23 protein-coding genes and 1 pseudogene are annotated in these 23,886 nt (G+C 55.8%); 12 read left to right on the forward strand and 12 right to left on the reverse strand.

Going from position 1 to position 23,886, the window contains the following annotated elements; all coding sequences use genetic code 11:
* Positions 1 to 105: 105 nt before the first annotated feature.
* The 6 genes from BLL52_RS08265 to flhD form a co-directional block, all read right to left on the reverse strand.
* The gene (locus BLL52_RS08265; protein ID WP_075586207.1) at positions 106 to 786 is read right to left on the reverse strand and encodes a protein phosphatase CheZ; all 681 of its coding nucleotides are present in this window, start codon (positions 784 to 786) and stop codon (positions 106 to 108) included.
* Positions 783 to 1,172 carry a chemotaxis response regulator CheY gene (gene cheY, locus BLL52_RS08270; RefSeq protein WP_075586208.1) on the reverse strand — a complete coding sequence of 130 codons (390 nt, stop codon included), beginning with the start codon at positions 1,170 to 1,172 and terminating at the stop codon, positions 783 to 785. The genes BLL52_RS08265 and cheY overlap by 4 nt, the downstream gene beginning before the upstream one ends.
* Before the next feature lie 69 nt (positions 1,173 to 1,241).
* Positions 1,242 to 2,186, reverse strand: a complete 945-nt coding sequence (gene motB, locus BLL52_RS08275) for a flagellar motor protein MotB (protein ID WP_075586209.1) — start codon at positions 2,184 to 2,186, stop codon at positions 1,242 to 1,244.
* 21 nt (positions 2,187 to 2,207) lie between these two features.
* Positions 2,208 to 3,065, reverse strand: coding sequence for a flagellar motor stator protein MotA (gene motA / locus BLL52_RS08280; RefSeq protein WP_075586210.1), 858 nt, complete (start codon positions 3,063 to 3,065; stop codon positions 2,208 to 2,210).
* Between the two features lie 176 nt (positions 3,066 to 3,241).
* Entirely contained in the window at positions 3,242 to 3,787 is a 546-nt protein-coding gene (gene flhC / locus BLL52_RS08285; RefSeq protein WP_075586211.1) for a flagellar transcriptional regulator FlhC, read from the reverse strand.
* Between the two features lie 41 nt (positions 3,788 to 3,828).
* The gene (gene flhD, locus BLL52_RS08290) at positions 3,829 to 4,155 is read right to left on the reverse strand and encodes a flagellar transcriptional regulator FlhD (RefSeq protein WP_075586212.1); all 327 of its coding nucleotides are present in this window, start codon (positions 4,153 to 4,155) and stop codon (positions 3,829 to 3,831) included.
* Between the two features lie 283 nt (positions 4,156 to 4,438).
* On the opposite strand from flhD, the gene BLL52_RS08295 reads away from it, so the two are divergent.
* Positions 4,439 to 4,759 (forward strand): helix-turn-helix domain-containing protein, encoded by a 321-nt coding sequence (locus BLL52_RS08295; protein WP_075586213.1) that lies wholly within the window; start codon positions 4,439 to 4,441, stop codon positions 4,757 to 4,759.
* Positions 4,756 to 6,057: a type II toxin-antitoxin system HipA family toxin gene (locus BLL52_RS08300; RefSeq protein ID WP_075586214.1), complete on the forward strand. Its 1,302-nt coding sequence runs from the start codon at positions 4,756 to 4,758 to the stop codon at positions 6,055 to 6,057. The genes BLL52_RS08295 and BLL52_RS08300 overlap by 4 nt, the downstream gene beginning before the upstream one ends.
* Before the next feature lie 200 nt (positions 6,058 to 6,257).
* On the opposite strand, the gene BLL52_RS08305 is transcribed toward BLL52_RS08300, so the two are convergent.
* The 3 genes and pseudogenes from BLL52_RS08305 to BLL52_RS08315 all read right to left on the reverse strand — a co-directional run.
* Entirely contained in the window at positions 6,258 to 6,476 is a 219-nt protein-coding gene (locus BLL52_RS08305) for a DUF5610 domain-containing protein (RefSeq protein ID WP_075586215.1), read from the reverse strand.
* 368 nt (positions 6,477 to 6,844) lie between these two features.
* Entirely contained in the window at positions 6,845 to 7,861 is a 1,017-nt protein-coding gene (locus tag BLL52_RS08310) for a DUF4351 domain-containing protein (RefSeq protein WP_075586216.1), read from the reverse strand.
* Positions 7,862 to 8,062: 201 nt separating this feature from the next.
* A pseudogene (locus BLL52_RS08315) lies at positions 8,063 to 8,278 on the reverse strand (DUF5610 domain-containing protein); the annotation flags it as partial.
* Between the two features lie 126 nt (positions 8,279 to 8,404).
* Between BLL52_RS08315 and rfbF the strand changes: the two are divergent.
* The 10 genes from rfbF to BLL52_RS08365 all read left to right on the forward strand — a co-directional run bounded on the left by rfbF (position 8,405) and on the right by BLL52_RS08365 (position 19,055).
* Positions 8,405 to 9,175 carry a glucose-1-phosphate cytidylyltransferase gene (rfbF, locus tag BLL52_RS08320; protein WP_075586285.1) on the forward strand — a complete coding sequence of 257 codons (771 nt, stop codon included), beginning with the start codon at positions 8,405 to 8,407 and terminating at the stop codon, positions 9,173 to 9,175.
* Positions 9,160 to 10,233, forward strand: coding sequence for a CDP-glucose 4,6-dehydratase (rfbG, locus tag BLL52_RS08325; RefSeq protein WP_075586218.1), 1,074 nt, complete (start codon positions 9,160 to 9,162; stop codon positions 10,231 to 10,233). Before rfbF ends, rfbG begins: the two co-directional genes overlap by 16 nt.
* 122 nt (positions 10,234 to 10,355) lie before the next feature.
* Positions 10,356 to 10,619 carry a hypothetical protein gene (locus tag BLL52_RS08330; protein WP_075586219.1) on the forward strand — a complete coding sequence of 88 codons (264 nt, stop codon included), beginning with the start codon at positions 10,356 to 10,358 and terminating at the stop codon, positions 10,617 to 10,619.
* On the forward strand, positions 10,612 to 12,216 hold the full coding sequence (gene rfbH / locus BLL52_RS08335; RefSeq protein WP_241839081.1) for a lipopolysaccharide biosynthesis protein RfbH: 1,605 nt from the start codon (positions 10,612 to 10,614) through the stop codon (positions 12,214 to 12,216). Before BLL52_RS08330 ends, rfbH begins: the two co-directional genes overlap by 8 nt.
* Before the next feature lie 20 nt (positions 12,217 to 12,236).
* Positions 12,237 to 13,346, forward strand: a complete 1,110-nt coding sequence (locus BLL52_RS08340) for an N-acetylneuraminate synthase family protein (RefSeq protein WP_075586220.1) — start codon at positions 12,237 to 12,239, stop codon at positions 13,344 to 13,346.
* Entirely contained in the window at positions 13,347 to 15,149 is a 1,803-nt protein-coding gene (locus BLL52_RS08345) for a thiamine pyrophosphate-binding protein (protein ID WP_075586221.1), read from the forward strand. It begins immediately after the preceding gene.
* A complete protein-coding gene (locus BLL52_RS08350; RefSeq protein ID WP_075586222.1) occupies positions 15,146 to 16,243 on the forward strand; it encodes an FkbM family methyltransferase in 1,098 nt (365 codons plus the stop codon). Before BLL52_RS08345 ends, BLL52_RS08350 begins: the two co-directional genes overlap by 4 nt.
* Positions 16,240 to 17,409: a class I SAM-dependent methyltransferase gene (locus BLL52_RS08355; RefSeq protein ID WP_075586223.1), complete on the forward strand. Its 1,170-nt coding sequence runs from the start codon at positions 16,240 to 16,242 to the stop codon at positions 17,407 to 17,409. The genes BLL52_RS08350 and BLL52_RS08355 overlap by 4 nt, the downstream gene beginning before the upstream one ends.
* A complete protein-coding gene (locus tag BLL52_RS08360; RefSeq protein WP_075586224.1) occupies positions 17,384 to 18,388 on the forward strand; it encodes an NAD-dependent epimerase/dehydratase family protein in 1,005 nt (334 codons plus the stop codon). The genes BLL52_RS08355 and BLL52_RS08360 overlap by 26 nt, the downstream gene beginning before the upstream one ends.
* A gap of 10 nt (positions 18,389 to 18,398) precedes the next feature.
* A complete protein-coding gene (locus BLL52_RS08365; protein WP_075586225.1) occupies positions 18,399 to 19,055 on the forward strand; it encodes an HAD family hydrolase in 657 nt (218 codons plus the stop codon).
* A gap of 1 nt (position 19,056) precedes the next feature.
* Here the strand turns inward: BLL52_RS08365 and BLL52_RS08370 are convergent, their stop codons facing one another.
* The 3 genes from BLL52_RS08370 to BLL52_RS08380 form a co-directional block, all read right to left on the reverse strand.
* Complete coding sequence (locus BLL52_RS08370) at positions 19,057 to 19,803, reverse strand: TylF/MycF/NovP-related O-methyltransferase (RefSeq protein ID WP_075586226.1); 747 nt, start codon at positions 19,801 to 19,803, stop codon at positions 19,057 to 19,059.
* A gap of 9 nt (positions 19,804 to 19,812) precedes the next feature.
* The gene (locus tag BLL52_RS08375) at positions 19,813 to 22,017 is read right to left on the reverse strand and encodes an O-linked N-acetylglucosamine transferase, SPINDLY family protein (protein WP_075586227.1); all 2,205 of its coding nucleotides are present in this window, start codon (positions 22,015 to 22,017) and stop codon (positions 19,813 to 19,815) included.
* A gap of 123 nt (positions 22,018 to 22,140) precedes the next feature.
* On the reverse strand, positions 22,141 to 23,631 hold the full coding sequence (locus BLL52_RS08380; protein WP_075586228.1) for a flagellin N-terminal helical domain-containing protein: 1,491 nt from the start codon (positions 23,629 to 23,631) through the stop codon (positions 22,141 to 22,143).
* Positions 23,632 to 23,886 lie beyond the last annotated feature (255 nt).

Raw genomic sequence — 23,886 nt, forward strand, 5'->3', positions numbered from 1 at the left:
GGCTTATTCCGTTTCCAGATCATTTGTGTCTAAGCGCGAAGCCGCAGGCAGTGCTGTAGCACGACAAGGCGAAGCAACAACGACATGGGTGATTTAGAAATGGAATTAGAAACCCAGGCTGGCCAGCAGGTCGTCCACCTCGGACTGGCCTTTGACCACATCCGGATTGCCTTCGGGGTTGACCACCGGCCCCTGCAAAACCGGCTGCTCATGCACCACGAAAGGTGTCTCTGCAGCGACAGGGCTGGCAGGCGTTTCAACTGGCTTGCTGACTGACTCAGCAGGCGCGGTGATGATCAGCAGTTGCAACAGTTGCGCTTCAATGTTGGCGGCCAACGCAACCACCTTGGAGATCACCTGCCCGGTCAAATCATGAAAGTCTTGCGCCATCATGATGTTGGTCAGATTCGTGTCGATCTGTTGGGTGGCGTCTTCCACGTCATGGATGAAGTTCATCACATGGCCCTTGGCCACCGCTGCCACCGGGTCTTTGACGATCAAGGCACCAATGCGGCGGGTTTCTGCGGCAATGTGGTCGTGATGCGCCTTGGCCTGGTCCACATTATTAAGCACCTTTTCGGCGGCTTCGCCCGTCAAGCGGGCAATGTAGGTCAGGCGACTTTTGGCATCGGGCAGTTCGCCAGCCCAGGTCTTGACCTTTTCAGCCAGCCCCAGGCCCTGCAGCGAGTCGTGCAATTGGCGTGTCAGGATGCCAATGCGCTGATGAACATCTTGCGACAAATCTGCTATTGCCGCTGCTGAACCGGAAGGGGCGCCCGTGCTCATTTCAACCCCACCTTGGTCAGAATCAAGCTGACTTTGTCTTCCAGCGTGGCTTTGGTGAAGGGTTTCACGATATAACCTGCCGCGCCTTGCTGCGCCGCCCTGACGATGTCTTCCTTGCGGGCTTCAGCCGTGACCATCAGCACCGGCAAGTGCTTGAGTTTCTCGTCCTTCTTGATTTCGTTGAGCAACTCAAACCCGTTCATGTTGGGCATATTGATGTCGCTCACCACAAAATGAAAGGTGGAATTGCGCAGCTTGTGCAATGCCACTACGCCGTCTTCTGCCTCATCCGCCTCGGCATAGCCAATTTCCTTGAGCAGGTTGCGCACGATGCGACGCATGGTGGAAAAGTCGTCAACCACCAGAAACTTGAGATCATTCGCCATGGAGGAGCCTTTCGATGGCGCAAGCCGAAACTGTCATAAAGTGATTTCCAAGTGGGATGTCGCGTGGCGTTAAGGTTTGGCCGAAACGTCAACCGGAGGTGTGCTGGGTGGGGCTTCAGCCTCGGCGGGTGCCTCCACCTTTCTGGCACCCAGTAAACGCTCTTCTGCTTCGCGGGTCAATATGGTAATGCTGATTCTACGGTTGGATGCGCTTCGAGGATTCTCCTCATCGAGCAAAACGCTCGATGCCAAGCCCATCACACGAGCCATTTTGTCGTTGGGCATGCCTGCAGCTACCAGTTCACGTCTCGTGGCGTTGGCGCGGTCTGCTGATAGCTCCCAGTTACTGTAGCCACGCGCCTGATTGCTATAGGGGGTCTGGTCGGTATGGCCTTCCAGGCTAATTTTGTTGTCCACATCCGATAGCGCCGAGCCAATTTGCATCAGGATGTCGTGCATATAAGGTTTGACACTGGCACTGCCGCTGTCAAACATCGGGCGCTTTTGATCGTCAACGATCTGGATTTGCAGACCATCGGGCGTGACCTTGAGCTTGATCTGCTCGCTAAATTCAGCCAGTTTAGGGTTTTGCGAGATGAGCGAGCTGATTTTGGCGCTGAGCTCGGCTATTTTCTGGGCGTCTTTTCTGGCGCGCGCCACTTTGTCTTGATTGCCCGAGAGTCTGCGTGCCTGGGGGTCGGAGCCATCGCCGCGCTTGGACTGCCCGGCGGTTTGAGTTAGATCGTTGCCGCCGGCATTGACCAAGCTCTGGCTGGCACCTGCGCCACTGCCACCTTGCATCGCCACCTTCAGCGGTGACTGGAAATAGTCTGACAAACCTTTCTTGTCGCCCTCAGAGGTGCTGCCCAGCAGCCACATGAGCAAGAAAAACGCCATCATCGCCGTCACAAAGTCGGCGTAGGCAATCTTCCAAGCACCACCGTGCGCCACATGCGCGGTTTTCTTGATCCGCTTGATGATGATGGGTTGGAGTTTTTTGGCTTCGGTTGCCATGCTGGTGCCGTGCGGTTGGGCTTATTTCTTTTTGACGAACGCTTCCAACTCAAGGAAGGTTGGGCGCTCGGTGGAGAACAGCACCTTGCGACCAAATTCAATGGCCGTGGCTGGGTTGTAGCCCTGCATACTGGCCAGCAGCGTGGTTTTGATGCATTGCAGCTCTTTGCCGGCCTCTTCGACTTTTTGCTCCAGCAGACCCGCTAGCGGTTCGGCAAAACCGTAGGCCAGCAAAATGCCCAAAAACGTGCCCACCAGCGCCGAGGCAATCATGCCACCCAGCACGGCAGGCGGCTGCCCCACAGAACCCATGGTATTCACCACACCCAACACCGCCGCCACAATACCAAAAGCAGGCAGGCCACCGGCCACCCGTTGCATTGCTGCCACGGCGGCGTGTTCTTCGGCATGGTGGGTATCAATCTCGCTGTCCATCAGTGACTCAATCTCATGGGCGTTCAGGTTGCCCGAGACCATCATGCGCAGGTAGTCGGTGATGAATTCCACCACATGGTGGTCACTGCCGACCGCGCCGTGTTTCTTGAAAATTGCTGAGGTTTCAGGCTCTTCCACGTCTTTCTCAATGGCCATCAAGCCCTCTTTGCGGGCCTTCTGCAAAATGTCGTAGAGCAGCGCCAGCAAATCCATGTAGCGGGCCTTGGTGTACTTGCTGCCCTTGAAGCATTTGCCCAGCCCTTTCAGGCTGGCCTTAATCACCTTCATCTGGTTGTTGGCCACAAACGCGCCGATGGTGGCGCCGCCGATGGTGGCCAACTCAAACGGCAAGGCCTTCAAGACAACCGAAATGTTGCCGCCGTGAAAGATGTACACGCCAAAGACGCACACCAACACAATCAGCCAACCAACAATAACAAACATAGACGGTCTACTTTAGAAGGGCTTGTGTTTCAAAAGACGAGCAGTGCTAGGTGCCCACTCTGCTCTCTATCATATCGACCGCTTTCCCAGTCACTTGAGTTATGAGTGAAATAAGCTTCTAGCCCTTATAAACAAAGCGTTAGTAGCTATAAAATATATTTTTTGGAGTAGGCCGCCTAGTGCAGAAGAATGCCGCCGCCAGTAGAGCCCTTGCCTGCGCGGGCTGGTGGCGTACACAGGCCGCACTCAAAGTGGCGCGAGTTCTCATAGGCTTCTGACACAAAGTGCCCGCCACACTTGCTGCACTTGGTCATGCCCAGCATATTGTTGTCGACAAACTTCACCAGCCGCCAGGCGCGGGTGATGGACAGCAGTGGCTCCACACCGCAAACACTGATCTGCTCGGCATAGAGTTTGTAAGCTTTCATGATGGCGTCAATATCGTCCAGCGCGCTCACCTTGTTCAGATAGTGATAGGTGTTCAAAAACAGCGAGGCGTGGATATTTGGCTGCCAAGTCAAAAACCAGTCGGTAGAAAACGGTAATTGACCTTTGGAGGGCGATTTGCCAGCCACTTCCTTGTACAAGCGCAGCAGCCGCTCATACGACAGGCTGGTTTCGCTCTCCAGCACCTGTAGCCGCGCGCCAAGCTGGATCAGCGCCACAGCGCGCTCCACTTGTTTGGAGTCATTCAAAACGCTCTTGGTCGATACGGTGGCCATGATGTGTCCTTGGTAGCTTGCAGGTGGGGCTGGGGTTGGGCTCAGAGAGCTTCAGCGAAGCGGCCGGCCATCAAAATGCTGGCGTGCAGCTTGGTGGTGGCATCGTTGTCCACCTTGGCTGGGGCGTGGTTGGTCAGCAGGCTCCACACGATGTCATCATCCACCCGGAAGCGGCACAGCAGCATGGGGCTGGCGGCGATCTTCAGAATTTGCGCCGGTGATAGTGTGGCAATCATCTCCGCAGACTCTTCCGAGATGCCGAGGCGAAACAGCGCCTCAGCCTTGTCGCGGCGAATCACGTTTTGCGCCAGCATCAGGTAGGTGAGGTTGGCATCGCGGATTTCCTGGTTGAGTTGCTCGTCGTTCATGGTGGGCTCCGTGGGAAAAATCGGGTCATTTAATTGGATGGTGTTTGGGGCCTAATTACCTTCTTCAGCACCATGGAGCCGATTCTGAAACGGTGCGCCAGAAACTTGAATCAGCGTTTGGCTGTGCTGTGTGTCGGGTTTTGGAGCAGGCTTGTAGGGGAAATTCCTACATGGGTGGCCTTGAACCTGTCTGCTCAGTGTTCGGATGAATATAATCAACCTCATGGAGCCCTTTAAGTCATCTAGTGATTCTGTTGAGGTGGATAAGCCTATATCGTTGCCAATGCCCCTTCCGGTAGATCGGGCCATCCGCAAGCTGGGTAGCGACGTGTCACTGGCGCGGCGGCGGCGCCATATTTCGCAACAGTCGCTTGCCGAAAGAATTGGCGCATCGGTTTCTACCATCCGGCGTATGGAAAAAGGAGACTCGCGTGTGCCGATTCATTTCTATGCGCGGGTGATGCACCTGTTTGGCGTGCTTGATGGGCTCTCCAAGTTGCTTGACACGGCCAAAGACGACATTGGTCTGACTCTGACGGATGCGCAATTACCTCAGCGGATTCGCGCCCGGTCGGTTAAAGGCGATTCGCCGGGCGCGCTATGAACCCGTCGACCCATATCAAGCAGCAAATTGATGTCTGCATCGGTCAGTCTGGCACTACCGTTGGCAGTCTCACCTACGTCAAGCAAGGGCAGCGTGAGAACACAGCTTTTGTGTACGACCCAAGCTGGCTGGCAAGCCCAGACAGTTTCAAGATCTCGCCAGAGCTTGAATTGACGGCCGACTTTCAATGGCGCAGGGCAGCGTCTGCATTGGATTCGCCATTTAGCTATGCAGTGGCAGATACCGCGCCTGATGCATGGGGCCGCCGCGTCATTGCGCGGGACCATGCCAAGCGGCGCAAAACAGCGCCAACCCTGGCCGCCTTGACCGAACTGGACTACCTGCTCGCGGTTGACGACTCCAGTCGGGTGGGCGCGCTGCGCCTGCGCGACAGGGCCAAAAACTACTGCAGGGCAGCCGAACAAGGGCAGCGCAGTACCCCGCCCTTGGTAGAGCTGCAACACATGTATGGCGCCAGTCGAGCCGTCGAAAGCGGCACTGAAACCGCCGAAGACCTGAAATACCTCCAAGGCAAGGGCACATCACTGGGCGGTATGCGGCCCAAGTGCACCGTTATTGATGCTAACGGTCGGCTCGCCATTGGCAAGTTTCCCAGCATCATCGACAACCGTAGCGTCACCCGGGGGGAGGTTTTAGCGCTCCGGCTGGCGCGGCTGGCCGGTATTGACGCTGCACCCGCGCGCGTGATTGACGTTGACGGCGTAGCCATGGCCATCATTGAGCGCTTTGACCGTACCGCAGTCGACGCCCGCATACCCTACCTTTCAGCCGCATCCATGTTGCAGGCGTCACGCCAAGATGAGCACGCCTATACCGAAATTGCGGATGCCATACGTGCCAACTGCGCCGCGCCGACTGCAGATGCCCAGCAGCTATGGAGGCGCATGGTCTTTAACCTGCTCATTACCAACGTGGATGATCATCTGCAAAACCATGGCTTTTTGCATGTTGGCTGTGGGCAATGGCGACTCGCACCGGCCTTTGACCTGAATCCGTTCCCTGATAAAGAGCGCGAATCAAAAACCTGGCTGTCAGAGCTAGATGGCCCGGTGACAGACGTGGCCACCTTGCTGGCGCGCTGTGGCTACTTCGCTCTGACTGCGGCGAAAGCCCTGCGCGTGTTGTCCGAGGTCTATGCTGCGGTTGCTGATTGGAAAAAAGTCGCTCTCAGTGAGGTTGTTGGCTTGCAACCCAAAGATCTGGACGACTTTGCGTCGGCCTTTGAGCATGAGCAGATGACAGCAGCCCGCCATTTTTTGACTACTACGCCTGGCTGAGCCCGCAACATGATCTGTGGGGAACAGTCGCATGATGCCTGTAGGGGCCGACGCGTTTGAACGTTTCAGGCCGATCACCGTGCGCAAAAGATCATTACAGCCGCATTGGATGAGTTCAATGCGAAATAGGCGTCTAGCCCTCGTGGAACAAGGGCGAGAAGCTACGAAAATGGCAGCAGATCTGGAATCCCCTTACTCGGCTAACGCAGAGCAGTGCCAGCATCTTGTGGCGGCGTCTTGGCCGCTGGGCACGGGTTCAGCTTGGTCGCCAGAAAATCGTCATAGTCTTTCATCACCAGCGCGAAAGTTTGGTTGATGCCTTGCTCGACGAGGCTGTCCGCGCCGAGCACGCTCAGGCCGCTCAGAATCTCGCGGGCTTCGCGAAAACCATGCTTAAAGCCGCCGGGTAGCAGATTCAACAAAATTGCGCGCCACTGTTTGTGAGTTCAAATTTTGTTCTAGGGCTGCGCGGCATAAGCGTCGAAAAAAGCTGTAGAAAGCGACAAAATGCGCCCGGCCGTGGCCTGCGGCGTGTATGTATCCGTAGGTGTGAGTATTGGGCGTTAAGGCGCCCCCCTTGACTCATCGGCAAACCTGGCTAAGAGTTGAACCAAACTGGAAAAAACAGGTTTTTTTGAGCTTTAGAAAATGGGCCGGGTGCCGGTGGCAGCGTCCAACGCCGCATAGCCCGGCTTGTCAACAAAGTGTTTGCCAAGTACTCTGCGTTGCCCTTAACGACAAATCCCGGTACAAGACCGGGATTGTTGTTTAGGAGAGACTGCTTTGGTCAGTGGGTTGACGGTGGTGGGCCATCAAAAACCGCCGAAAGGCTGGGCGCATCCAGAACCAAATCCAGCCAGGCATCAAGTTGCTTTGAACTTGCGGTTGTTATCTTGCCAACAGTGTCAGACGGAATAACGCCAAAGCGCTTGGTCAGCAGCTTTTGCAGCGCCAATGCTTCGCCTTGCTGCATACCTTGCCGCATACCTTGCTGCATACCTTGCTGCATGCCTTGCTGCATGCCAGCCTGCATACCCTTTTCAATCGCGATTCGTTCAAAACTTGATACATAAGCCATTTTTTTCTCCTGCGCCAAATTCGCCACATTTTGCCATAGCTGCACTGAAAGATAGTCGGGCAGCTTCATCATCCAGTCCAGCACATACAGCAAATCAAGAATACTTTGACGCGCCCAACCGCGGCGAAACAATAACTGAATCAGCCGCCACTTGGCGGCAAACCGTGCCTGCGGATCGGTGCGGGTAGCTCTGGTTTGCAGGTGGGCCAGTGTGACCAAGGCAAACGGATTGGGGTCGTTTTCAAGGGACGCTGCCCGGTCGGCGTAATCCAGCAGCTTGGCAATCGGAAAACGGATGCCCATCTGGCAGTCCAGCACGTCGTAGCCAAACTCTTGTGGTTTCCAGCTTGGCGTGTCATCAGCCAACACCGCCATGCTGGCCACTGGGCGATGGTAGCGGTCGTAAATCCGGTAGTTGTAGACGAACATGCGCTCCGCAAATTCAGCCTGGGCGCTGCCCTGCACTTCAAGGTGAATGTAAATCCAGTCTTCCTGACCAGACAGGCGGTTGACCTGCACCAGTTTGTCGACAAAGCGTTTGCCAAGTTCGGCGTCTTGCACCACGGCTTGAAGCTCCTGGTCAAGAAAGATGTAGCCCTTTTGCCAGTCAATCTGGCAGTGCGCTTTGGGAAAATAGAAGGCCATGAATTCAGGGAAGTGGTGCTCAATGGCTTCCTTCCACGGCGTGTCGTAGTTGTCAGGGATGGCAGCGATATCGGTGGTCATGGCGGAAATGTTACGCCATCATCGGGTTCGCCGCCCAACGCCAGCAACAGCGCTTCTAAATCACCCAGAGCTAGACCGTGCACAAAAGAGCGTTACGCCCGCACTGAGCTACTTAAAAGCAAAATAGACCTGTAGCCCATATGGAATAAGCGCAAAAAGCTACGAAAGTAATAGCAATTTCTAGCTAATGCCCTTACTTGACTAACGCTGGGCCGCACTTGTGTCTTGTAGCGGCGTGTTGGCCGCTGGTTGGGGGTTCAGCTTTGCGGCCAGAAAATCGTCATAGCCCTTCATCACCAGCGCAAAAGTTTGGTTGATGCCTTGCTCAATGGGGCTGTCCGCGCCGAGCACACCCAAACCGCTGAGGATGTCCCGGGCTTCGCCAAAACCACGCTCAAAACCGCCGCGAATCAAATCGACAAAATTGCGCGCCCCTGTTCCCCCAAAATTTCAAAATAGACAAGATATAGGCCGCTATTGCCAGGCTTGCAGCGCGCAGACTGCGCTTACAGTTGGGGCTTCAAACCTTGGAGCTGCCACGCCATGAAAGCGGTGATTCTTGCAGGGGGTCTTGGGACCCGCATTTCGGAGGAAACCCACCTCAAGCCCAAGCCCATGATCGAGATTGGCGGCAAGCCCATCTTGTGGCACATCATGAAGACCTACTCCGCCCACGGCGTGAATGACTTTGTGATCTGCTGCGGCTACAAAGGCTACGTCATCAAGGAATACTTCGCCAACTACTTCCTCCACATGTCCGACGTCACCTTTGACCTAGCCAACAACCAGATGGAAGTGCATGAGCACCACGCCGAACCCTGGCGGGTAACGTTGGTGGACACCGGTGAAGACACGCAAACGGGCGGGCGTCTCAAACGTGTGGCGCGCTACTTGCAGGGCGAAGACGCTTTTTGCTTCACCTATGGTGATGGCGTGGCGAATGTGGACATTCGCGCCAGCATCGCCTTCCACCAAGCCCACGGTAAGCTGGCCACGGTGACCGCCGTGCAGCCCCCGGGCCGTTTTGGTGCTTTGCAGACCAAAGGTGGACAAGTCAAGAGTTTTGCTGAAAAGCCACGAGGCGACGGTGGGCAGATCAATGGCGGCTACTTCATTCTCTCGCCACAGGTCTTGAGCCTTATTCAAGGCGATGCCAGTCCTTGGGAATCTGCTCCGCTTGAGACCCTGACAAGTCAACAACAACTCATGGCATTCGAACACCATGGCTTTTGGCAGCCTATGGACACCCTGCGTGACAAAACGCAGCTTGAAGACCTGTGGGAATCTGGCCAAGCGCCATGGAAGGTGTGGTAATGCACCCCAACGCATCTTTTTGGCGCGGTAAGCGCGTGCTGCTCACCGGGCACACCGGTTTCAAAGGCGGGTGGCTGGCCTTGTGGCTGCAGCGCCTGGGGGCAGAAGTCACTGGTTTGGCGTTGGTACCCAACACGACACCTAGCCTTTTTGACACGGCGCGTGTCTCGGATGGAATGTGCAGCCGTCTCTGCGACATTCGTGACGCAACTGCCGTTGCGCACCTGATGCAAGAGGCGCAGCCGGAGCTTGTGTTACACCTTGCCGCCCAGCCCTTGGTGCGCGCCAGCTACCGTGACCCGTTGGCTACTTTTTCCACCAACGTTATGGGCACTGCGAACTTGCTGGAGTCCCTGCGCGGCCTAGCCAGCGTGCGGGTGGCCGTCATGGTGACCACCGACAAGGTCTACCGCAACCTGGAGCACGCCTACCCCTACCGAGAAGACGATGCGCTGGGCGGGCATGACCCTTATAGCGCCAGCAAGGCGGCCAGCGAACTGGTGATTGCCAGCTACCGCGACGCTTTTTTGGCGCAGCAAGGTGTAGCTATTGCCAGCGCGCGCGCGGGCAATGTCATAGGCGGAGGCGACTGGTCTGAGGATCGCCTTATTCCTGACGCGGTGCGGGCTTGGCAAGCGGGTCAGACCCTGTCTATTCGTAGCCGCCAAGCCATTCGCCCCTGGCAACATGTACTGGAGCCCTTGGCGGGCTATCTTCGCTTGGCCGAGGTTTTGTGGGAGCAGCCAGAGCTTGCCGGTGCCTACAATTTTGGTCCTCCCACGCATGAGGCCGCAACGGTAGAAAAAGTAATGAAAATGGCATCTAGCCCATACCCCTATTGCGCAACAAGCTATCAGATAAATAGTAGTCATCCGCATGAGACTGCGTGGCTGGCGCTGGAAACCGCCAAGGCGCGCAGCGTGCTGGGCGTGCATCCGCGCTGGACTCTGCCGCAGGCTGTTGCGCGCACCATGGATTGGTATGTAAAGCAGCACGCTGGTGCCGATGCGCGGGAATTGTGTGGCGTGGACATTGATTCTTATGAGTCAAACGAATGAATGCATCCGCTAAAGTCGCCGCCACTGTTAGTCTAATTTTTGGGCGTTACTGTGCTGCAGTCATCATGGCTGTAAATCAGCATTGACGTGCTCACCACGCGCTCAGAAACGGAGTAGCCCATATGCTTGCCATACAAGCCCATTGCCATGACGGTCACATCCAACTAGACCAGCTGGCCCATCTGGGCATCCCCCGGGATGCTGAGGTGGTGGTCGTATTCTTGCCAAAGGGCACATCACTGCCTAGCAACAGCGCCGCTGCACTCAGCGCAGTGGCAGCCAGCCTACGCCCCGAGCAGCGCGCCGCATGGCAAATGCAAAGCCAAAGTGGTTTTGCTCAGACCGATCTACTTAACCCAGCAGAAGACGTGTGGAACCATGCTTGACATTCAACAAGGTGGCATTTACAAGTTGCCGTTTCCCTACCCTGACTTGAGCGAAACCAGATATCGCCCTGCGCTGGCCATAACTCCAACCGATAGCGCTGGCGACGCGCGCTTTGTTTTTATAACCACCACCGAGCCCACCCCGCCAGCCATGCGGTTGCCCTTGGGCGAGGCAGATTTTGACGGCGAACCGCTAGCCTATAAAAGCTACGTACGGGCAGAGAAAGCCATGCTCTTAAGCGCCCGTTTGGCTGTTAAAAAACTGGCGCAGCTCACCCCAAAAGCACTGCAAAGCGTATTGCGTCAAATCATCAAAGACGACGTGGCCCATTTTTCAGTGAGCGCCTACGCCCCAGAGCCGTTCGTTCCGGGTCAGACACCCATCCCCCCTTCCGGCAAGCTGCTTGATGCCGCCGAGCTCAAAAACATGGTGGACGCGTCGCTAGACGGCTGGCTCACCACCGGTCGTTTCAACGCTGAGTTTGAGAAAAAGCTTGCGGCCTTTATCGGCATCAAGCACCTCATCACCGTCAACTCCGGCTCATCGGCCAATCTGGTGGCGTTCAGCACCCTGACTTCGCCCAAGCTGGGCGACCGGGCCATTAAAAAAGGCGACGAGGTTATTGGCGTTGCAGCGGGATTCCCCACCACCGTCAACCCCATCTTGCAGTTTGGTGCCGTGCCGGTGTTTGTGGACGTGGACCGCCTCACCCACAACATCGACGCCAGCAAGATCGAAGCGGCCATTGGCCCCAAGACCAAGGCCATCATGCTGGCGCACAGCCTGGGCAACCCGTTCAACCTGGATGTCGTCACGGCCCTGTGCAAAAAATACAACTTGTGGCTGGTGGAAGACTGCTGTGATGCGCTGGGTACCACCTACCGCGGCCAGATGGTCGGCACCTTTGGCGACATCGCCACCTTGAGCTTTTACCCGGCACACCACATCACCATGGGCGAAGGCGGCGCGGTATTTACCAATAACGACGAACTCAAAACCATCGCCGAGAGCTTTCGCGACTGGGGCCGTGACTGCTATTGCCAGCCGGGCAAAGACAACACCTGCGGCAAACGCTTTTGTCAGCAGCTGGGCGACCTGCCGTACGGCTACGACCACAAATACACCTACAGCCACCTGGGCTACAACCTCAAGATCACCGACATGCAGGCCGCTTGCGGCTTGGCCCAGCTGGACAAGGCCGCGCAGTTCATCCAGGCCCGCAAAGACAACTACGCCTTCCTGAAAGAACGCCTGAAAGCCTGTGAAGAATTCGTCAGCCTGCCCGAGCCGACCGAGCATTCCGATCCCTCATGGTTCGGCTTCCCCATAACGCTCAAAGAAAACTGCCCGGTCACCCGGCTGGATTTGCTGACCTACCTGGACCAAAACAAAGTCGGCACGCGCCTGCTGTTTGCCGGCAACCTGACGCGCCAGCCTTACATGATTGGCGCCAACTACCGCATCAGCGGCGACCTGACCAATACCGACAACGTGATGGACAACACTTTCTGGATTGGTGTGCAGCCTGCGCTTACGCCAGAGATGCTGGACTTTGCGGCGCACAAGATCGAGGTTTTCCTAGGCATTAATTTTTAGATGGATTCAGGAGCAAGGATATGAGCTATATAAGTCAAAAAGACCGGGATTTATTCGAGAATCTTTTTGTTCTAGAGCTCGCCAACAACCATTGGGGTAAGGTTGATCGCGGTCTGAAGATTATTCGTGACCATGCTGCCATAGTCCGCTACAACAACGTCAAAGCTGCTATCAAGCTGCAATTCCGCGACGTGGATGAGTTCATTCATCCCGAATTCAAGGGCAGCATAGATCACCGTTACATCAAAAAGACAGAAGACACCAAGCTGAGCAAGACAGACTTTGCCCGCATGGTCGAAGAAATTCGGTATCTGAGCTGCATCCCAATGGCCACGCCATTTGACGAAGCGTCTGTTGACCTTTGCGTCGAATTCGACATGCCGATCATCAAAATCGCCAGTTCAGACATGAATGACTGGGTGCTGATTGAGAAGATTGCCTCTACCCGGCGCCCCACCATTGTGTCCACCGGCGGCGCTTCTGAAAAAGACTTGGATGACTTGGTTAGTTTTTATGAAAAACGCGATATCCCGCTTGCCATCAATCATTGTGTCTCGCTCTACCCTTCTGAAGATGGCGAGCTTGAATTAGACCAAATTGATTATTTAAAGTCCCGCTATCCCGACCATGTGATTGGTCTTTCGACCCACGAATACCACGATTGGCAATCGTCCATTTTGATTTCATACGGTAAGGGCGCACGCACTTGGGAGCGGCATATTGACATTGATCACGAGGGCGTTTCAGTCGCATCTTATTGCTCTCTGCCGCAGCAATGCGACACCTGGTTCAAGGCGTTTCACAAGGCTGCAGAAATGTGCGGTGGTCGTAGTCGGTCCAAGCGCATCATCTCCAGAAAAGAAGTGGAATATTTGGATGCATTGGTACGCGGCGCCTATGCCAAGCGCAATTTAGAACCGGGTTATGTGTTCACTAAAGAGAGTTTTGAGCGCGACTTCTATCTTGCAATCCCTTTGCGTAAAGGCCAGTTGTCATGCCGTGAAATCATGAATGGTGAGGTGCTAGCGTCTGCAATTGAGGTCGATAGCCCTTTGACGATTGATCACTTGAGCGGACCCTACAACCAGAATCCTGGGCTTAAAAGCCTCATTTTGAATCGCGGGCTCTGAATGAAACGTGTTGCAGAACAGATTGCCGACTGGCTTGTGCGCCAGGGTTTGGAGCAGGTTTTCACCGTCACCGGTGGTGGTGCCATGTTCCTAAACCAAGCCTTAGGTGGTCATCCCAGCCTACGCTGTGCGTTCATGCACCATGAGCAGGCTTGTGCCATGGCGGCAGAGGGCTATGCGCGCATTGCGGGCAAGCCCGCCGTGGTCATGCTCACCACCGGGCCAGGTTCAATCAATGCTTTAAACGGCGTGTTTGGTGCCTATACTGACTCGATCCCGATGATTGTCATTTCCGGCCAAGTCAAGCGCGAGACCTGTCTTGACTTCCATAACCTGCCTGGGCTACGCCAACTTGGCGACCAAGAAGGTCCTACGGTGGCCATGGCGCAGCATCTCTGCAAGCACGCGCAGCTGATGCGAACGCCCGAAGATCTCATCGAAGCCTTGCCTAAGGCCTATGCGCTGGCGGTATCGGGCCGGCCGGGGCCGGTTTGGATTGACATCCCTTTGGATATTCAGCAAGCCGTAGTTGAACTGCAAATCCCTGACGCTGTCCTACCCGAGCTTATGGCCCAAGATGACTTGGGCGTTGCTTGTGCCGAAATCGCACGTCGCCTGCAATCGGCCCAGCGCCCGCTGCTGCTAGGCGGTACCGGCGTTCGACTGGCTGGCGCGGTGGATGATTGGGTTGCTCTGGGTGAACTTTGCGGCGTACCCATGGCCACGGCATGGACTCACGACCTGATTGCCTCCGACCACCCACTGTTCGCCGGCCGCCCCGGCACTATTGGTACCCGACCAGGAAACTTTGCGCTACAGGGTTGCGACTTGGTCATCGTAATTGGCTCCAGGCTCAACATTCGCCAGACCAGCTACAACTGGGAAAGCTTCGCCAAGCACGGCTTTGTGGTGCAGGTGGACATCGACTCAGCCGAGTTGCACAAGCCCGGCGTACAACCGGGTTTGCGGGTGCAATCGGACGCCAAGCGGTTCATCGCTGCACTTGACCAAGCGTTGGTTAATGTGCAACTACCCGACTTCAGTCCTTGGCAAAATTTCGTGCGTGGCCTGAACAAGCGGTTCGACCCGCGCCAAGAGCACCCATTTGTAGAAGGTGCGCCACTGAACCCCTATCGGCTGGTGGACCGTGTGTTTCAAAATCTTCGACCTAACGATGTTGTGGCTTGTGGTAATGCCAGCGCTTGCATCCTGCCGTTCCAGATGGCCCGTCTGCAGCGCGGCAACCGGCTTTTCAGCAATTCCGGCTCAGCGTCCATGGGCTATGACTTACCAGCAGCCATTGGCGCCGCCTGCGCCGAAAAGGGCCGCCGCGTTATTTGCTTTGCCGGCGATGGCAGCCTACAGATGAACGTACAGGAGTTGCAAACGCTCAAGACCTTGCAGTTGCCGGTCATCATCGTCGTGTTGAACAACGCTGGCTACCTGAGCATCTGGCAAACGCACGAGAATTTTTTTGGCCGGGTGATTGGTGCCACGCCAGCCACGGGTGTCGAGTTCCCCGATTTCGAAGCCTTGGCCAAGGCGTATGGCCTGAAGGCCCACACATTGGAAGGCGAGGGCGCGTTGACGGATATCGACTTGCTGATGCAGCAAGCCGGGCCCATGCTTCTAAATGTGCACGTCGATCCGCGCCAAGAATTCGTGCCTCGTATCAAATCGCTCGTCGGCGACGACGGCAAGTTCATCACCCCCGAGCTGGACGATATGCACCCCTTCTTGCCGGTGGAAGAGCGAGACGGCGTGCGCGCTGAGGCTGTAGCTGTGCGGGCAATCAACCGATGAGCGATTGGGCTACGTCACTCGCGGCAAGAGTCAAGCCGCTGCGGCCATTGAATGTCGGCGAGTCGGTGTGGATCTTCGGCACTGGGCTCTTCGGCCGCGCTGTGGCCAGCGCTTGTGTCCAACAGGGCGTGCGTGTCGCTGGTTTTGTGCAAACGCTGCCCGCGCAAAGTGAAGTTGAAGGCCTGCCAGTGCGAGGCTGGAGTCAGCTCACCGAGGCAGATCTGGCCATGCCGTTACTCATTGGTATCTACAACCGCGTTATGCCGCTCAATGGCTTGGCGCAGCTGGCTCGCAAAGTTGGCTGCCAGCGCGTGGTGATGCCCTGGCACATCTATGCTCAATTTGCCTCGCAACTGGGCTGGCGCTACTGGTTGGCTGACCCAGCTTTTTTGTTGCAGAACTTGGACGCTTTGAGTCGCACCCACGCCCGGTTGGCCGACGACGTCAGCCGTCAGTGCTTTGAACAATTGGTTGCCTTTCGCCTAGGGTTGAACGACGCCTACGCAGGTTTCACTCACACGGATGCCCAATACTTCAACGAACTGTCCCTGCCGCACCTGAAGCCAGAGGGTCTGAGCTATCTGGACGGTGGTGCCTACAACGGCGACAGCTTCATTGACCTGCTAGGACATCGTCAAGTGGGGCAAGCTTGGTTGTTCGAGCCCGACAAGGCTAACTTCGCCAAGCTCTGCCAAACCGTGCGTTGGCACCACCTGCCGGGGCTTTGTCTGCCCTTGGCGCTGGCCGACTGCTACCGCTTGCTGCGCTTCAACACTGGCTTGGGCGAAGCCGGCAATGTGCACCCTGATGGCGATGAGGGCATTGCCACCGTGGCCATTGATGAGTTTCTAGCGGGCGCGCAACTTGACTTGCTCAAGCTTGATGTGGAGGGCTCAGAGGTGGCTGCCCTGCGCGGCGCGGCGCAAACCCTGCGCGACTCACGCCCAGTACTGGCGATATCCGGTTACCACCGGCCCGAAGATCTGTGGGTGATTCCCGACGTGCTAGCGGAGCTCTGCACAGACTACCGTTTGCACATGCGGCAGCACACGCATAACAGTTTCGATTTGGTTATTTACGCAGTGCCCGCATGACATCGCAGCACCGTCATTGCCCAGTCTGTAACACCGATCAGCCCAAGCTGTTGCTGCATAACCAACTAGCGGCCGTTCACGACTTGGACATGAGCTATCAGGTGGCCCGTTGCGGTGCCTGCGGTTTTCATTACGCGAGCGACCTGCCACCTGATGCACAGTACGCTGCCTACTATCAAGCGGTGTCCAAGTACGACGCACAAGGTAGCGTATCGGCGCTGGACCGCCAGCGTATAGCCGCCGCTGTGGCTTTGTGTCAGCGTGCCGGGCTGCCCAAGACAGCCCGCATCGTTGACATTGGGTGCGGCTTTGGCGTGCTGCTTGCAGCATTGCGCGACGCCGGCTGGTCGCAAGTGCAGGGTATTGACCCAGCCCCACAATCTGCCCAAGTGGCGCTTGCGCTTTTTAACCTCACCGACATTCGCACTGGCTGGCTGGCGAATGCGGGCGAGGTAATGGACTTGCGTCAAGCAGACCTGGTCTGCCTGATGGCGGTGTTGGAGCACCTGCCCCAGTTGCACAGCGACTTAGCGCAATTGATCAGTCATATGCGACCAGGGGCCCGTCTATTGCTAGAAGTCCCGGCGCTGGAGGAGTTTCGCGGTGATGCGGGCGAACCACTGGGTGAGCTTTCTCTGGAACACATCCAGTTTTTCAGCGTTATTAGCCTGCGCAACCTATTAGGTAGGCTCGGTGCGAAGTTACTGATGCACGAAGTGTTAACGCTGCCTAGCGTCGGGTCCGGCGCATTGTTTGTGATGGCCGAAGTAGGTCAGGGTGGTGCGACTAGTACGCAACGCGAGGACAGCGCGAGGATGGACGCTTACCTTGCCGGATCGACAGTGCGACTGGCCCGGGCACTACAGTGTGTGCCTGATGAGCCCTTCGTGCTCTACGGTGCGGGTTCCCATAGCGCCCGTCTCATACCAGCGCTGCAACCCGAGCAACGTCAATGCGTGTTGGCAGTGCTGGATGGCAACCGCAACCTGCACGGCAAGCAGTTTGATTCATGGCCTGTGCAGGCTCCAGAGGCGCTGGTTGACTACCCAGGCGTGCCCGTTCTTATTTCCTCTTACCGCGCCGAAAAGGCCATTGCGCGTGCGCTGGCTGCGCAATATGAGAACCCATTGGTGCTGATGTATGGCGGTGTTAGTGCGGCCGTCTGATCTAGACGCCCTCGGCTCTCAGCACCATGTGCTTCTTACGGGCGGTACTGGCTTCTTTGGTCTTGCGCTGCTGCGGCATTTCGCAGCACTTGGCGCTGCTGCGCCGCGTCTGACCGTGCTAAGCCGCGACCCAGCCCGCTTTGCAGCCCAGCATCCGCAGTTGGCAGGGCGCGCGTGCTGGTTGCAGGGCGACGTGCTGCAGGCACACAAGCTGCCGCGTGGTAAGCGTTTCAGCCACGTCCTTCACGCGGCTGCTGATTCCACATTGGGGCCGCAGCTGTCGCCGCTGCAGCGCTATGACCAGATCGTCAGCGGCACGCGCCAGATGCTGGACTTCGCACTGGCTTGTGGCGCCCAGCGTTTTCTGCTGACCAGCAGCGGGGGGGTCTATGGCCGTATGCCGGCTGGAATGGTGACTGTGCCCGAGACGTACCACGGCATGCCCGACCCGATGGACCCACAACAGGCCTATGGCGTAGCCAAACGAGCTGCAGAACATTTGTGCGCGTTATACGATCAATCAAGCGGGCTAGAGGTAGTGGTAGCGCGGTGCTTTGCCTTCGTTGGGCCTGATCTACCTTTGAATGTGCACTTTGCTATTGGTAACTTTATTCGTGATGCCTTGCATGGCGACAGGATCACAGTAAGTGGAGACGGCTCACCATTGCGGTCTTACCTAGACCAAGCTGACTTGGCTAGATGGCTAATGCTGTTGCTGCATAAAGGCGAGGCGGGCGCAGCCTACAACGTGGGTTCGGATGAGGCTATAAGTATTGCCGAATTAGCCAATTTGGTTCGAGATACTCTAACGCCGGGTAAGTCGGTGGATATCATTGGAGGCTCAAATTTTGACCATAGTCAGCGCAGCATCTATGTTCCCGATATTCAAAAAATAAAGACTGGGCTGGGTGCCTCTGTTTCCGTCTCACTGCGTGACGCGATCACCCGTGCTGCGCAGGCGGCCGTGCTTGGCGCTTGAAAGAGTCGTTATGCCCAGCATCCAGAACGTCATTTTCGACCTCGATGGAACTTTGATCGATAGCTCGGCCAGCATTCTGGCCTCCTACAACGCTGCCTTCGAGTGTGCAGGTCTTACCCCTGTGCTCGCGCTCACCGCAGACATTATTGGCCCTCCATTGCGACCCACGTTGCAGATGCTCAGCGGCTCGTCGGATACGGAGCTGCTTAACGGGTTGACCCGGGCGTTCATCGCGCACTACGACAGCACTGGATACAGGTACACAACGGTATTCGAAGGTGTTGATGCTTTCCTGCGTGAGCTGGCTGAGGCCGCCGTTCCTCTATTCATCGTCACGAACAAACGAATTGCACCGACCAAGCTCATCTTGGATTACTTGGGTTGGGCGGGCCTTTTTCAAGGCGCCTACGCACTGGATTCTTGGGGGTCGCCCTTGCCGTCGAAAGAGGCTGTTATCCGACGAACCATCGAACTGCATTCGCTGCAACCCGATGCCACCCTGTATGTCGGGGATCGCGTTGATGATCGATTTGCAGCCGAACAAGCAGGTGTCGCCTTTTTTCTCGTGCCATGGGGATATGGGATGTGCTCGCCTACTAATATGGACGAGGTGCAGGACAGTACCTTTGGATGGAAAGCACTACGATTGCATTCGGCTCCCCGTTGATTTAGTTCGCGAACTTCACGAACACGGCATGACCATTTAGGTTATGCATGAAGCGCAATCCACGGGTATTCCGTAGTTCGTTACATAGCTTGGTGACGCCTTCACACCCAAAAAATCCGTAATCGTCGAACACCATTATTGCCCCGACGGATAAGCGTGGTAGACACCAGTCCACAATGTCTTTGCTAGATGAGTAAACGTCCACGTCACAGTGAAGCATGGCGATCTTACTGGGAACGATATGTTGCGTGTCGTCCGGAAAGATGCCTTGTAATAAAGTGGTGTTTCCCAGCGAGACAGTTTCCATGAGATCGGAAACAATATCTCTTGAGGTATCGGAGTGCTCACCGCCCGTGTAGCGGGTGTCTTGCTGTCCCGCTTTAACTACGCCTTTGAATGTGTCGGCCAGAAATACCTGCTTATCTGGGAAGTCCCTTACGGCACTGGCCAGGATTGCACCGGTGCCACCCCGCCAGACGCCAACTTCCAGCACATCACCCTCAACGTCGCCGACTTGTTTCGCAAGCGACCAAAGTTCGTGGCATCTGTAGATATCTACCAGCGTGTGGTTTTTGATTTGCTCGTACAACTTCAAAAAGTCGGGGTCCATTAACCAAGGGGCATAGGTCGCAAAGGGTAGTACCCGGTGGTGCAGGATGGCGGATCGGTCGTGCTGCCAAGGCGGTTGTGCTCTTAACGTGTTGTAGGCTGCGACGATTGCTTCATGTGTACGTATGTTGTCGGTCATCGATCAGACTCACGTTTTTTGGAACTCGTTAATACGTATAGCGCGGGCAGCGTACTCTAAGTAGGTCACCGCAAAATCTGTGTGACCATGCGCATGTTCCACCTCCGCTAAGCATGCAAGCGACACGGGATCATTTGGGACCGCACTGAGAACCAGCTCTGCTAATTCGGTGATTGCCGTCCAGCGCTGGTCCATTCCGTCCTTACCATCTGAATTAACCTTAGCACAGGACGTTGCCAGAGCATTGGCGACCATTTTTTGAAGTCGCTGGTGCACTTCCTCCAGAGTGAGCTTTTCGCCAGTTGCAAGCCCTACTCGGCGGTTAGGGTGTGTACAAAGGTGCGCTGGGCGGCTCGCCTCCCATATGTCCACGATATTTTTTTGGGCAATGCCATCACCTGGATGCTCGATTTTGGCCTGCCATCGGAACCACATTGTCCTCATCGCCGCTGCAAAGTGCTGACAAACGATGTCGTCGCGCATCAATGGAGATTGCTCTACCTCGTGGCGGAACGCTAAGCGAAACTCATTGAGCTGTAAAAAGTTAGACGCCAAATCAATAGCGATATCAAGATATTCGCCCGGAGTTTTCGCTAGCCACTCTGTTCGGCGTAAGTGTGTAAGCGCATCAGTGCTCATGCGGCTCGGGGAGCTACGCCCCTCCATTGACACCAAAGGCACCCCCATCCAAAGCACGTCGCAGGTCGTGGTGCCGCCAGTCAGCGGGAATGGGTCGAGCGCAATGTCAATGTCGTGATAGGCGAGGTATTGCTTTGCTGTATCGAGTGGAATCAACACCAGTCGGCCAGTATCAATGCCCATGCTGGCGCACCGTGTTCGATAGCCTTCTGCAAAATCAGCTTTGCCAAATCCTTTGCCCTCAATCAGTAGGCGGGCAGTCGGCATTTTCTGTAACAACTGACCCCAAAGAGCCAGCACTTCGTCAGTGAGCTTGCCTAGGTTATTGCATGAGCCAAAGGTGATGAATCCGTTGCTTAGAGCAGGAGTTTTTCGCACTGCATAAAGCGGCTGGTAACGCCACAACGGGTTACGGCTCAGCGCCCGGTAAGAGCCGGCATAAGTTGGTAGGCGAAACAAGGCCTCTATGAAGAGATGATCGACACCATGCGGTGTGATCACTTCGTCAGTCAGATAGTAATCAATGGCCGTTAACCCAGTGGTTGCAACAAATCCAAGCCATGTCACCTGAACCGGCGCTGGTTTGCGCACCATGGTTAGCAGGGCGTTATTACCTGTGTGCCCTGTCATGTCAATCAGGATGTCAATTTCATGCGAGCGAATGCATGTGGCTTGCGCTTCATATCCCATGCCCGACAGGGGTATAAAGTAATCGACATGGCATTTCACCCGCTTGGTGACTTGGTCCTCGCTAGGATGTAGATAAAAGGCATAGACTTCAAATTGCCGGCGATCGAGTTGCGCCAATATGCCCTCGGCAAAACACATGACTGCGTGCACCCGAAAATCGGGCGACAAAAAACCTATCTTCAGCTTGCGCCAAGGGTCACCTTGCCGCTCCGAATAGCTGGGCCAGTGAGGTTTGTGGTCTGCTTCAAAAATCTCACCAAATTCGCGTGCAGCGGCCGTCAGTTCTTCTGGGGCTGTTTGTGGGTCAGCCAGCATGAAAAGCAAACGGTTCGTATGGTTGCTTGGGTCAGTGGGCCATAGGGCAATGGCCGCTGTGCAGTCTTCCACAGCTTCGCGAATTTGGCCGAGTTCGCGGCGGTGAATAGCCCGCTGTGTCAGTGCTGCCGTTTTTTCCCAGTTGGTTTTTGCCATGGTGTATGCCACCATGGCCGATCCGAAGCCTTTTTCGTTGAGACCAAGCGCATAACAACACTGAGCAACGTGCGCCCAACTGGTGGAGTCGGTCGGTCGTAAAGCGCATAACTTTTCTAAAAGTGGCAGCGCCTCTCCGCTGCGCGCCTGCTCCAGCAGCAAGTTCGTGTAGTTGGCAATCAGTTCGGCATCGGCGGGGCAATACACCACGCCCGTTTGAAATGCTTGTATCGCCGGTTCGAATTGCCGTAGCATTTTCAGGGCATAGCCCAGAAAACGATTGGCAAGCAGATGACGTTTGTCTTTGCGCAGAGCTTGTTTGCACAGCAGTGTGACTTTCTTCCAGTCTTGGGCTGCGTGTGCCGCACGAAGGCGTGCATTGCTCTGATCGGTATGTTTGCTATTCGTCGTCATTGAAATGAATCTTCCTGCTTTGCCGCAAACATCTTGCTAGAACACTGCCTTGCCTTTGTACCAGAATTAAAAAACTGCTGCGACGACGGTACGTGGCTTAAACGACTTACTCTAGGTTCACACTTACTTCAGCAACTGCAGCACACCCTGCGGAATCTGGTTGGCCTGCGCCACCATAGCCGTACCAGCTTGCTGCAGGATCTGAGTGCGCGACAAGTTAGCAGTTTCTGCAGCAAAGTCTGCGTCCAGAATGCGTGATCGCGAAGCCGATAAGTTTTCCGATGTAATGGTGAGTGCAGAGATGGCTGTTTCAAAGCGTGACTGTAAGGCACCCAATTTGGCGCGTTCACCGCTGATAAAGGACAGCGCTGAATCCACCGTCTTCAGTGATTCCGTTGCTTTATCGAAGGTGGTGATATCGAGGTCAGACACTTTCTTTAGCGTAGACGCCGTAGCCGCCGCCCCCAAAGCGTTGGTAGTGGTTTGAGCCACCGCAAAAGACTTCTCAGAGTCAAACGTGACATAACCGGACACCAAGGCGTTTTCGGCAATGGCGTCAGCCGTCAGAGTCACAGCAGAACCAACATCACCCCCGGTGTTATTCAATTTTTGCACAGTGACGTTGCCCGCGTTGGAGAAGACCGCCGTGTCAGAAACTTGAATATCGTTACCTGTCGCATTCGTCAAAAGGATCGCAGTTTTACCAGAGTTGAGGGCTGCGGTGACCCCTGTCTTTGAAGACTGATCGTTGATGGCACTTACAGCTGCAGAAAGCCCGTCTGCCGTGTCTTTTGCAGACAGGGTGAACGAAATTGTTTGGGCTGTGCTGTTGTCGGACTTCAGTTCTAGCGAATACGCGCCTGCAGACGCAAAGGTCAGGCTCGACGCAGTCCGCGCTGTGGCGACCACGCCGGTTTCGTCCTTGACAGCATTGACACTGGCCGCAATATTTAGAGCTGTTGCATGACTGGCAACACTGACGTCCTTTTTGCCCACAAAGCCACTGACTGCTAGCGTGCCAGCTAACACGCCATTCGCACCAAAGGCACCCGCAGTTCCCGTGCCGCCAACCGCTAGAGTACCAGCCGCAACCACTTGGTTATTTCCGTACACACTGGTGCGCAAATTGGCAGTGGCCGCCACAATAACTTGGTTGGCATTTGCGCCCACCTGGAACTGCTGTGTGCCAAAGCTGCCATCCAGCAACTTGGTGCCATTGAACTCGGTGGTTTGAGAGATGCGTTCCAGCTCTGCCACCAGTTGCCCAACTTCTGCCTGCAGTGCTTGGCGGTCCCCCGCGCTGTTTGACGCGTTGGCTGACTGCACCGCCAGTTCACGCACCCGTTGCAAAATATCGCCCGCTGCCTTCATGGCACCTTCTGTCACTTGGGCTAGAGATATACCGTCGCCAGCATTGCGCACCGCCTGATTTAGACCGCGAATCTGGCTGGTGAAGCGCTCAGAAATAGCCAGGCCAGCCGCATCGTCTTTGGCGCTGTTGATGCGCAAGCCCGATGAAAGGCGTTGAATGGAGGTGTTGAGTGACGTCTGGCTCATGCTCAGATTACGCTGCGCAGTGAGAGACGCGACGTTGGTGTTGATGGTGGCGGCCATGGTGAACTCCTTAAAGGCGGGTAACCCACATTGCTATCCAATTAAGGCAGGCGGGCAACGCGGTAGATGAGTGAATTGTGGAGAGTGCCGTGCGCTGCAGTGCCCCAATAACCCGCGCTAAAACCGCCTTTATTTTGGTTTTGACCTCAAGTTCCCTGCGTTTCCTCCGACGGGGTGGCTTTGTTAGCGCATATTGGGATGGGCTGTGGCCTGCGCGAAAAAAAGAAGTGTCAAACCACTTGTTTGCCATTCAAG

The sequence above is a fragment of the Rhodoferax antarcticus ANT.BR genome (genome assembly GCF_001938565.1).
GTDB classification, from domain to species: domain Bacteria; phylum Pseudomonadota; class Gammaproteobacteria; order Burkholderiales; family Burkholderiaceae_C; genus Rhodoferax; species Rhodoferax antarcticus.

What these genes read in the sequence shown, in the direction of transcription:
- rfbH (WP_241839081.1), top strand. Translation starts at nt 10,612, where the DNA reads ATGCTTGACATTCAACAAGGTGGCATTTACAAGTTGCCGTTTCCCTAC.
- cheY (WP_075586208.1), bottom strand. Translation starts at nt 1,172, where the DNA reads ATGGCGAATGATCTCAAGTTTCTGGTGGTTGACGACTTTTCCACCATG.
- BLL52_RS08380 (WP_075586228.1), bottom strand. Translation starts at nt 23,631, where the DNA reads ATGGCCGCCACCATCAACACCAACGTCGCGTCTCTCACTGCGCAGCGT.
- BLL52_RS08370 (WP_075586226.1), bottom strand. Translation starts at nt 19,803, where the DNA reads ATGACCGACAACATACGTACACATGAAGCAATCGTCGCAGCCTACAAC.
- flhC (WP_075586211.1), bottom strand. Translation starts at nt 3,787, where the DNA reads ATGGCCACCGTATCGACCAAGAGCGTTTTGAATGACTCCAAACAAGTG.
- BLL52_RS08365 (WP_075586225.1), top strand. Translation starts at nt 18,399, where the DNA reads ATGCCCAGCATCCAGAACGTCATTTTCGACCTCGATGGAACTTTGATC.
- motB (WP_075586209.1), bottom strand. Translation starts at nt 2,186, where the DNA reads ATGGCAACCGAAGCCAAAAAACTCCAACCCATCATCATCAAGCGGATC.
- rfbG (WP_075586218.1), top strand. Translation starts at nt 9,160, where the DNA reads ATGGAAGGTGTGGTAATGCACCCCAACGCATCTTTTTGGCGCGGTAAG.
- rfbF (WP_075586285.1), top strand. Translation starts at nt 8,405, where the DNA reads ATGAAAGCGGTGATTCTTGCAGGGGGTCTTGGGACCCGCATTTCGGAG.
- motA (WP_075586210.1), bottom strand. Translation starts at nt 3,065, where the DNA reads ATGTTTGTTATTGTTGGTTGGCTGATTGTGTTGGTGTGCGTCTTTGGC.
- flhD (WP_075586212.1), bottom strand. Translation starts at nt 4,155, where the DNA reads ATGAACGACGAGCAACTCAACCAGGAAATCCGCGATGCCAACCTCACC.
- BLL52_RS08345 (WP_075586221.1), top strand. Translation starts at nt 13,347, where the DNA reads ATGAAACGTGTTGCAGAACAGATTGCCGACTGGCTTGTGCGCCAGGGT.
- BLL52_RS08375 (WP_075586227.1), bottom strand. Translation starts at nt 22,017, where the DNA reads ATGACGACGAATAGCAAACATACCGATCAGAGCAATGCACGCCTTCGT.
- BLL52_RS08265 (WP_075586207.1), bottom strand. Translation starts at nt 786, where the DNA reads ATGAGCACGGGCGCCCCTTCCGGTTCAGCAGCGGCAATAGCAGATTTG.
- BLL52_RS08360 (WP_075586224.1), top strand. Translation starts at nt 17,384, where the DNA reads ATGGCGGTGTTAGTGCGGCCGTCTGATCTAGACGCCCTCGGCTCTCAG.
- BLL52_RS08295 (WP_075586213.1), top strand. Translation starts at nt 4,439, where the DNA reads ATGCCCCTTCCGGTAGATCGGGCCATCCGCAAGCTGGGTAGCGACGTG.
- BLL52_RS08350 (WP_075586222.1), top strand. Translation starts at nt 15,146, where the DNA reads ATGAGCGATTGGGCTACGTCACTCGCGGCAAGAGTCAAGCCGCTGCGG.
- BLL52_RS08340 (WP_075586220.1), top strand. Translation starts at nt 12,237, where the DNA reads ATGAGCTATATAAGTCAAAAAGACCGGGATTTATTCGAGAATCTTTTT.
- BLL52_RS08310 (WP_075586216.1), bottom strand. Translation starts at nt 7,861, where the DNA reads ATGACCACCGATATCGCTGCCATCCCTGACAACTACGACACGCCGTGG.
- BLL52_RS08330 (WP_075586219.1), top strand. Translation starts at nt 10,356, where the DNA reads ATGCTTGCCATACAAGCCCATTGCCATGACGGTCACATCCAACTAGAC.
- BLL52_RS08355 (WP_075586223.1), top strand. Translation starts at nt 16,240, where the DNA reads ATGACATCGCAGCACCGTCATTGCCCAGTCTGTAACACCGATCAGCCC.
- BLL52_RS08300 (WP_075586214.1), top strand. Translation starts at nt 4,756, where the DNA reads ATGAACCCGTCGACCCATATCAAGCAGCAAATTGATGTCTGCATCGGT.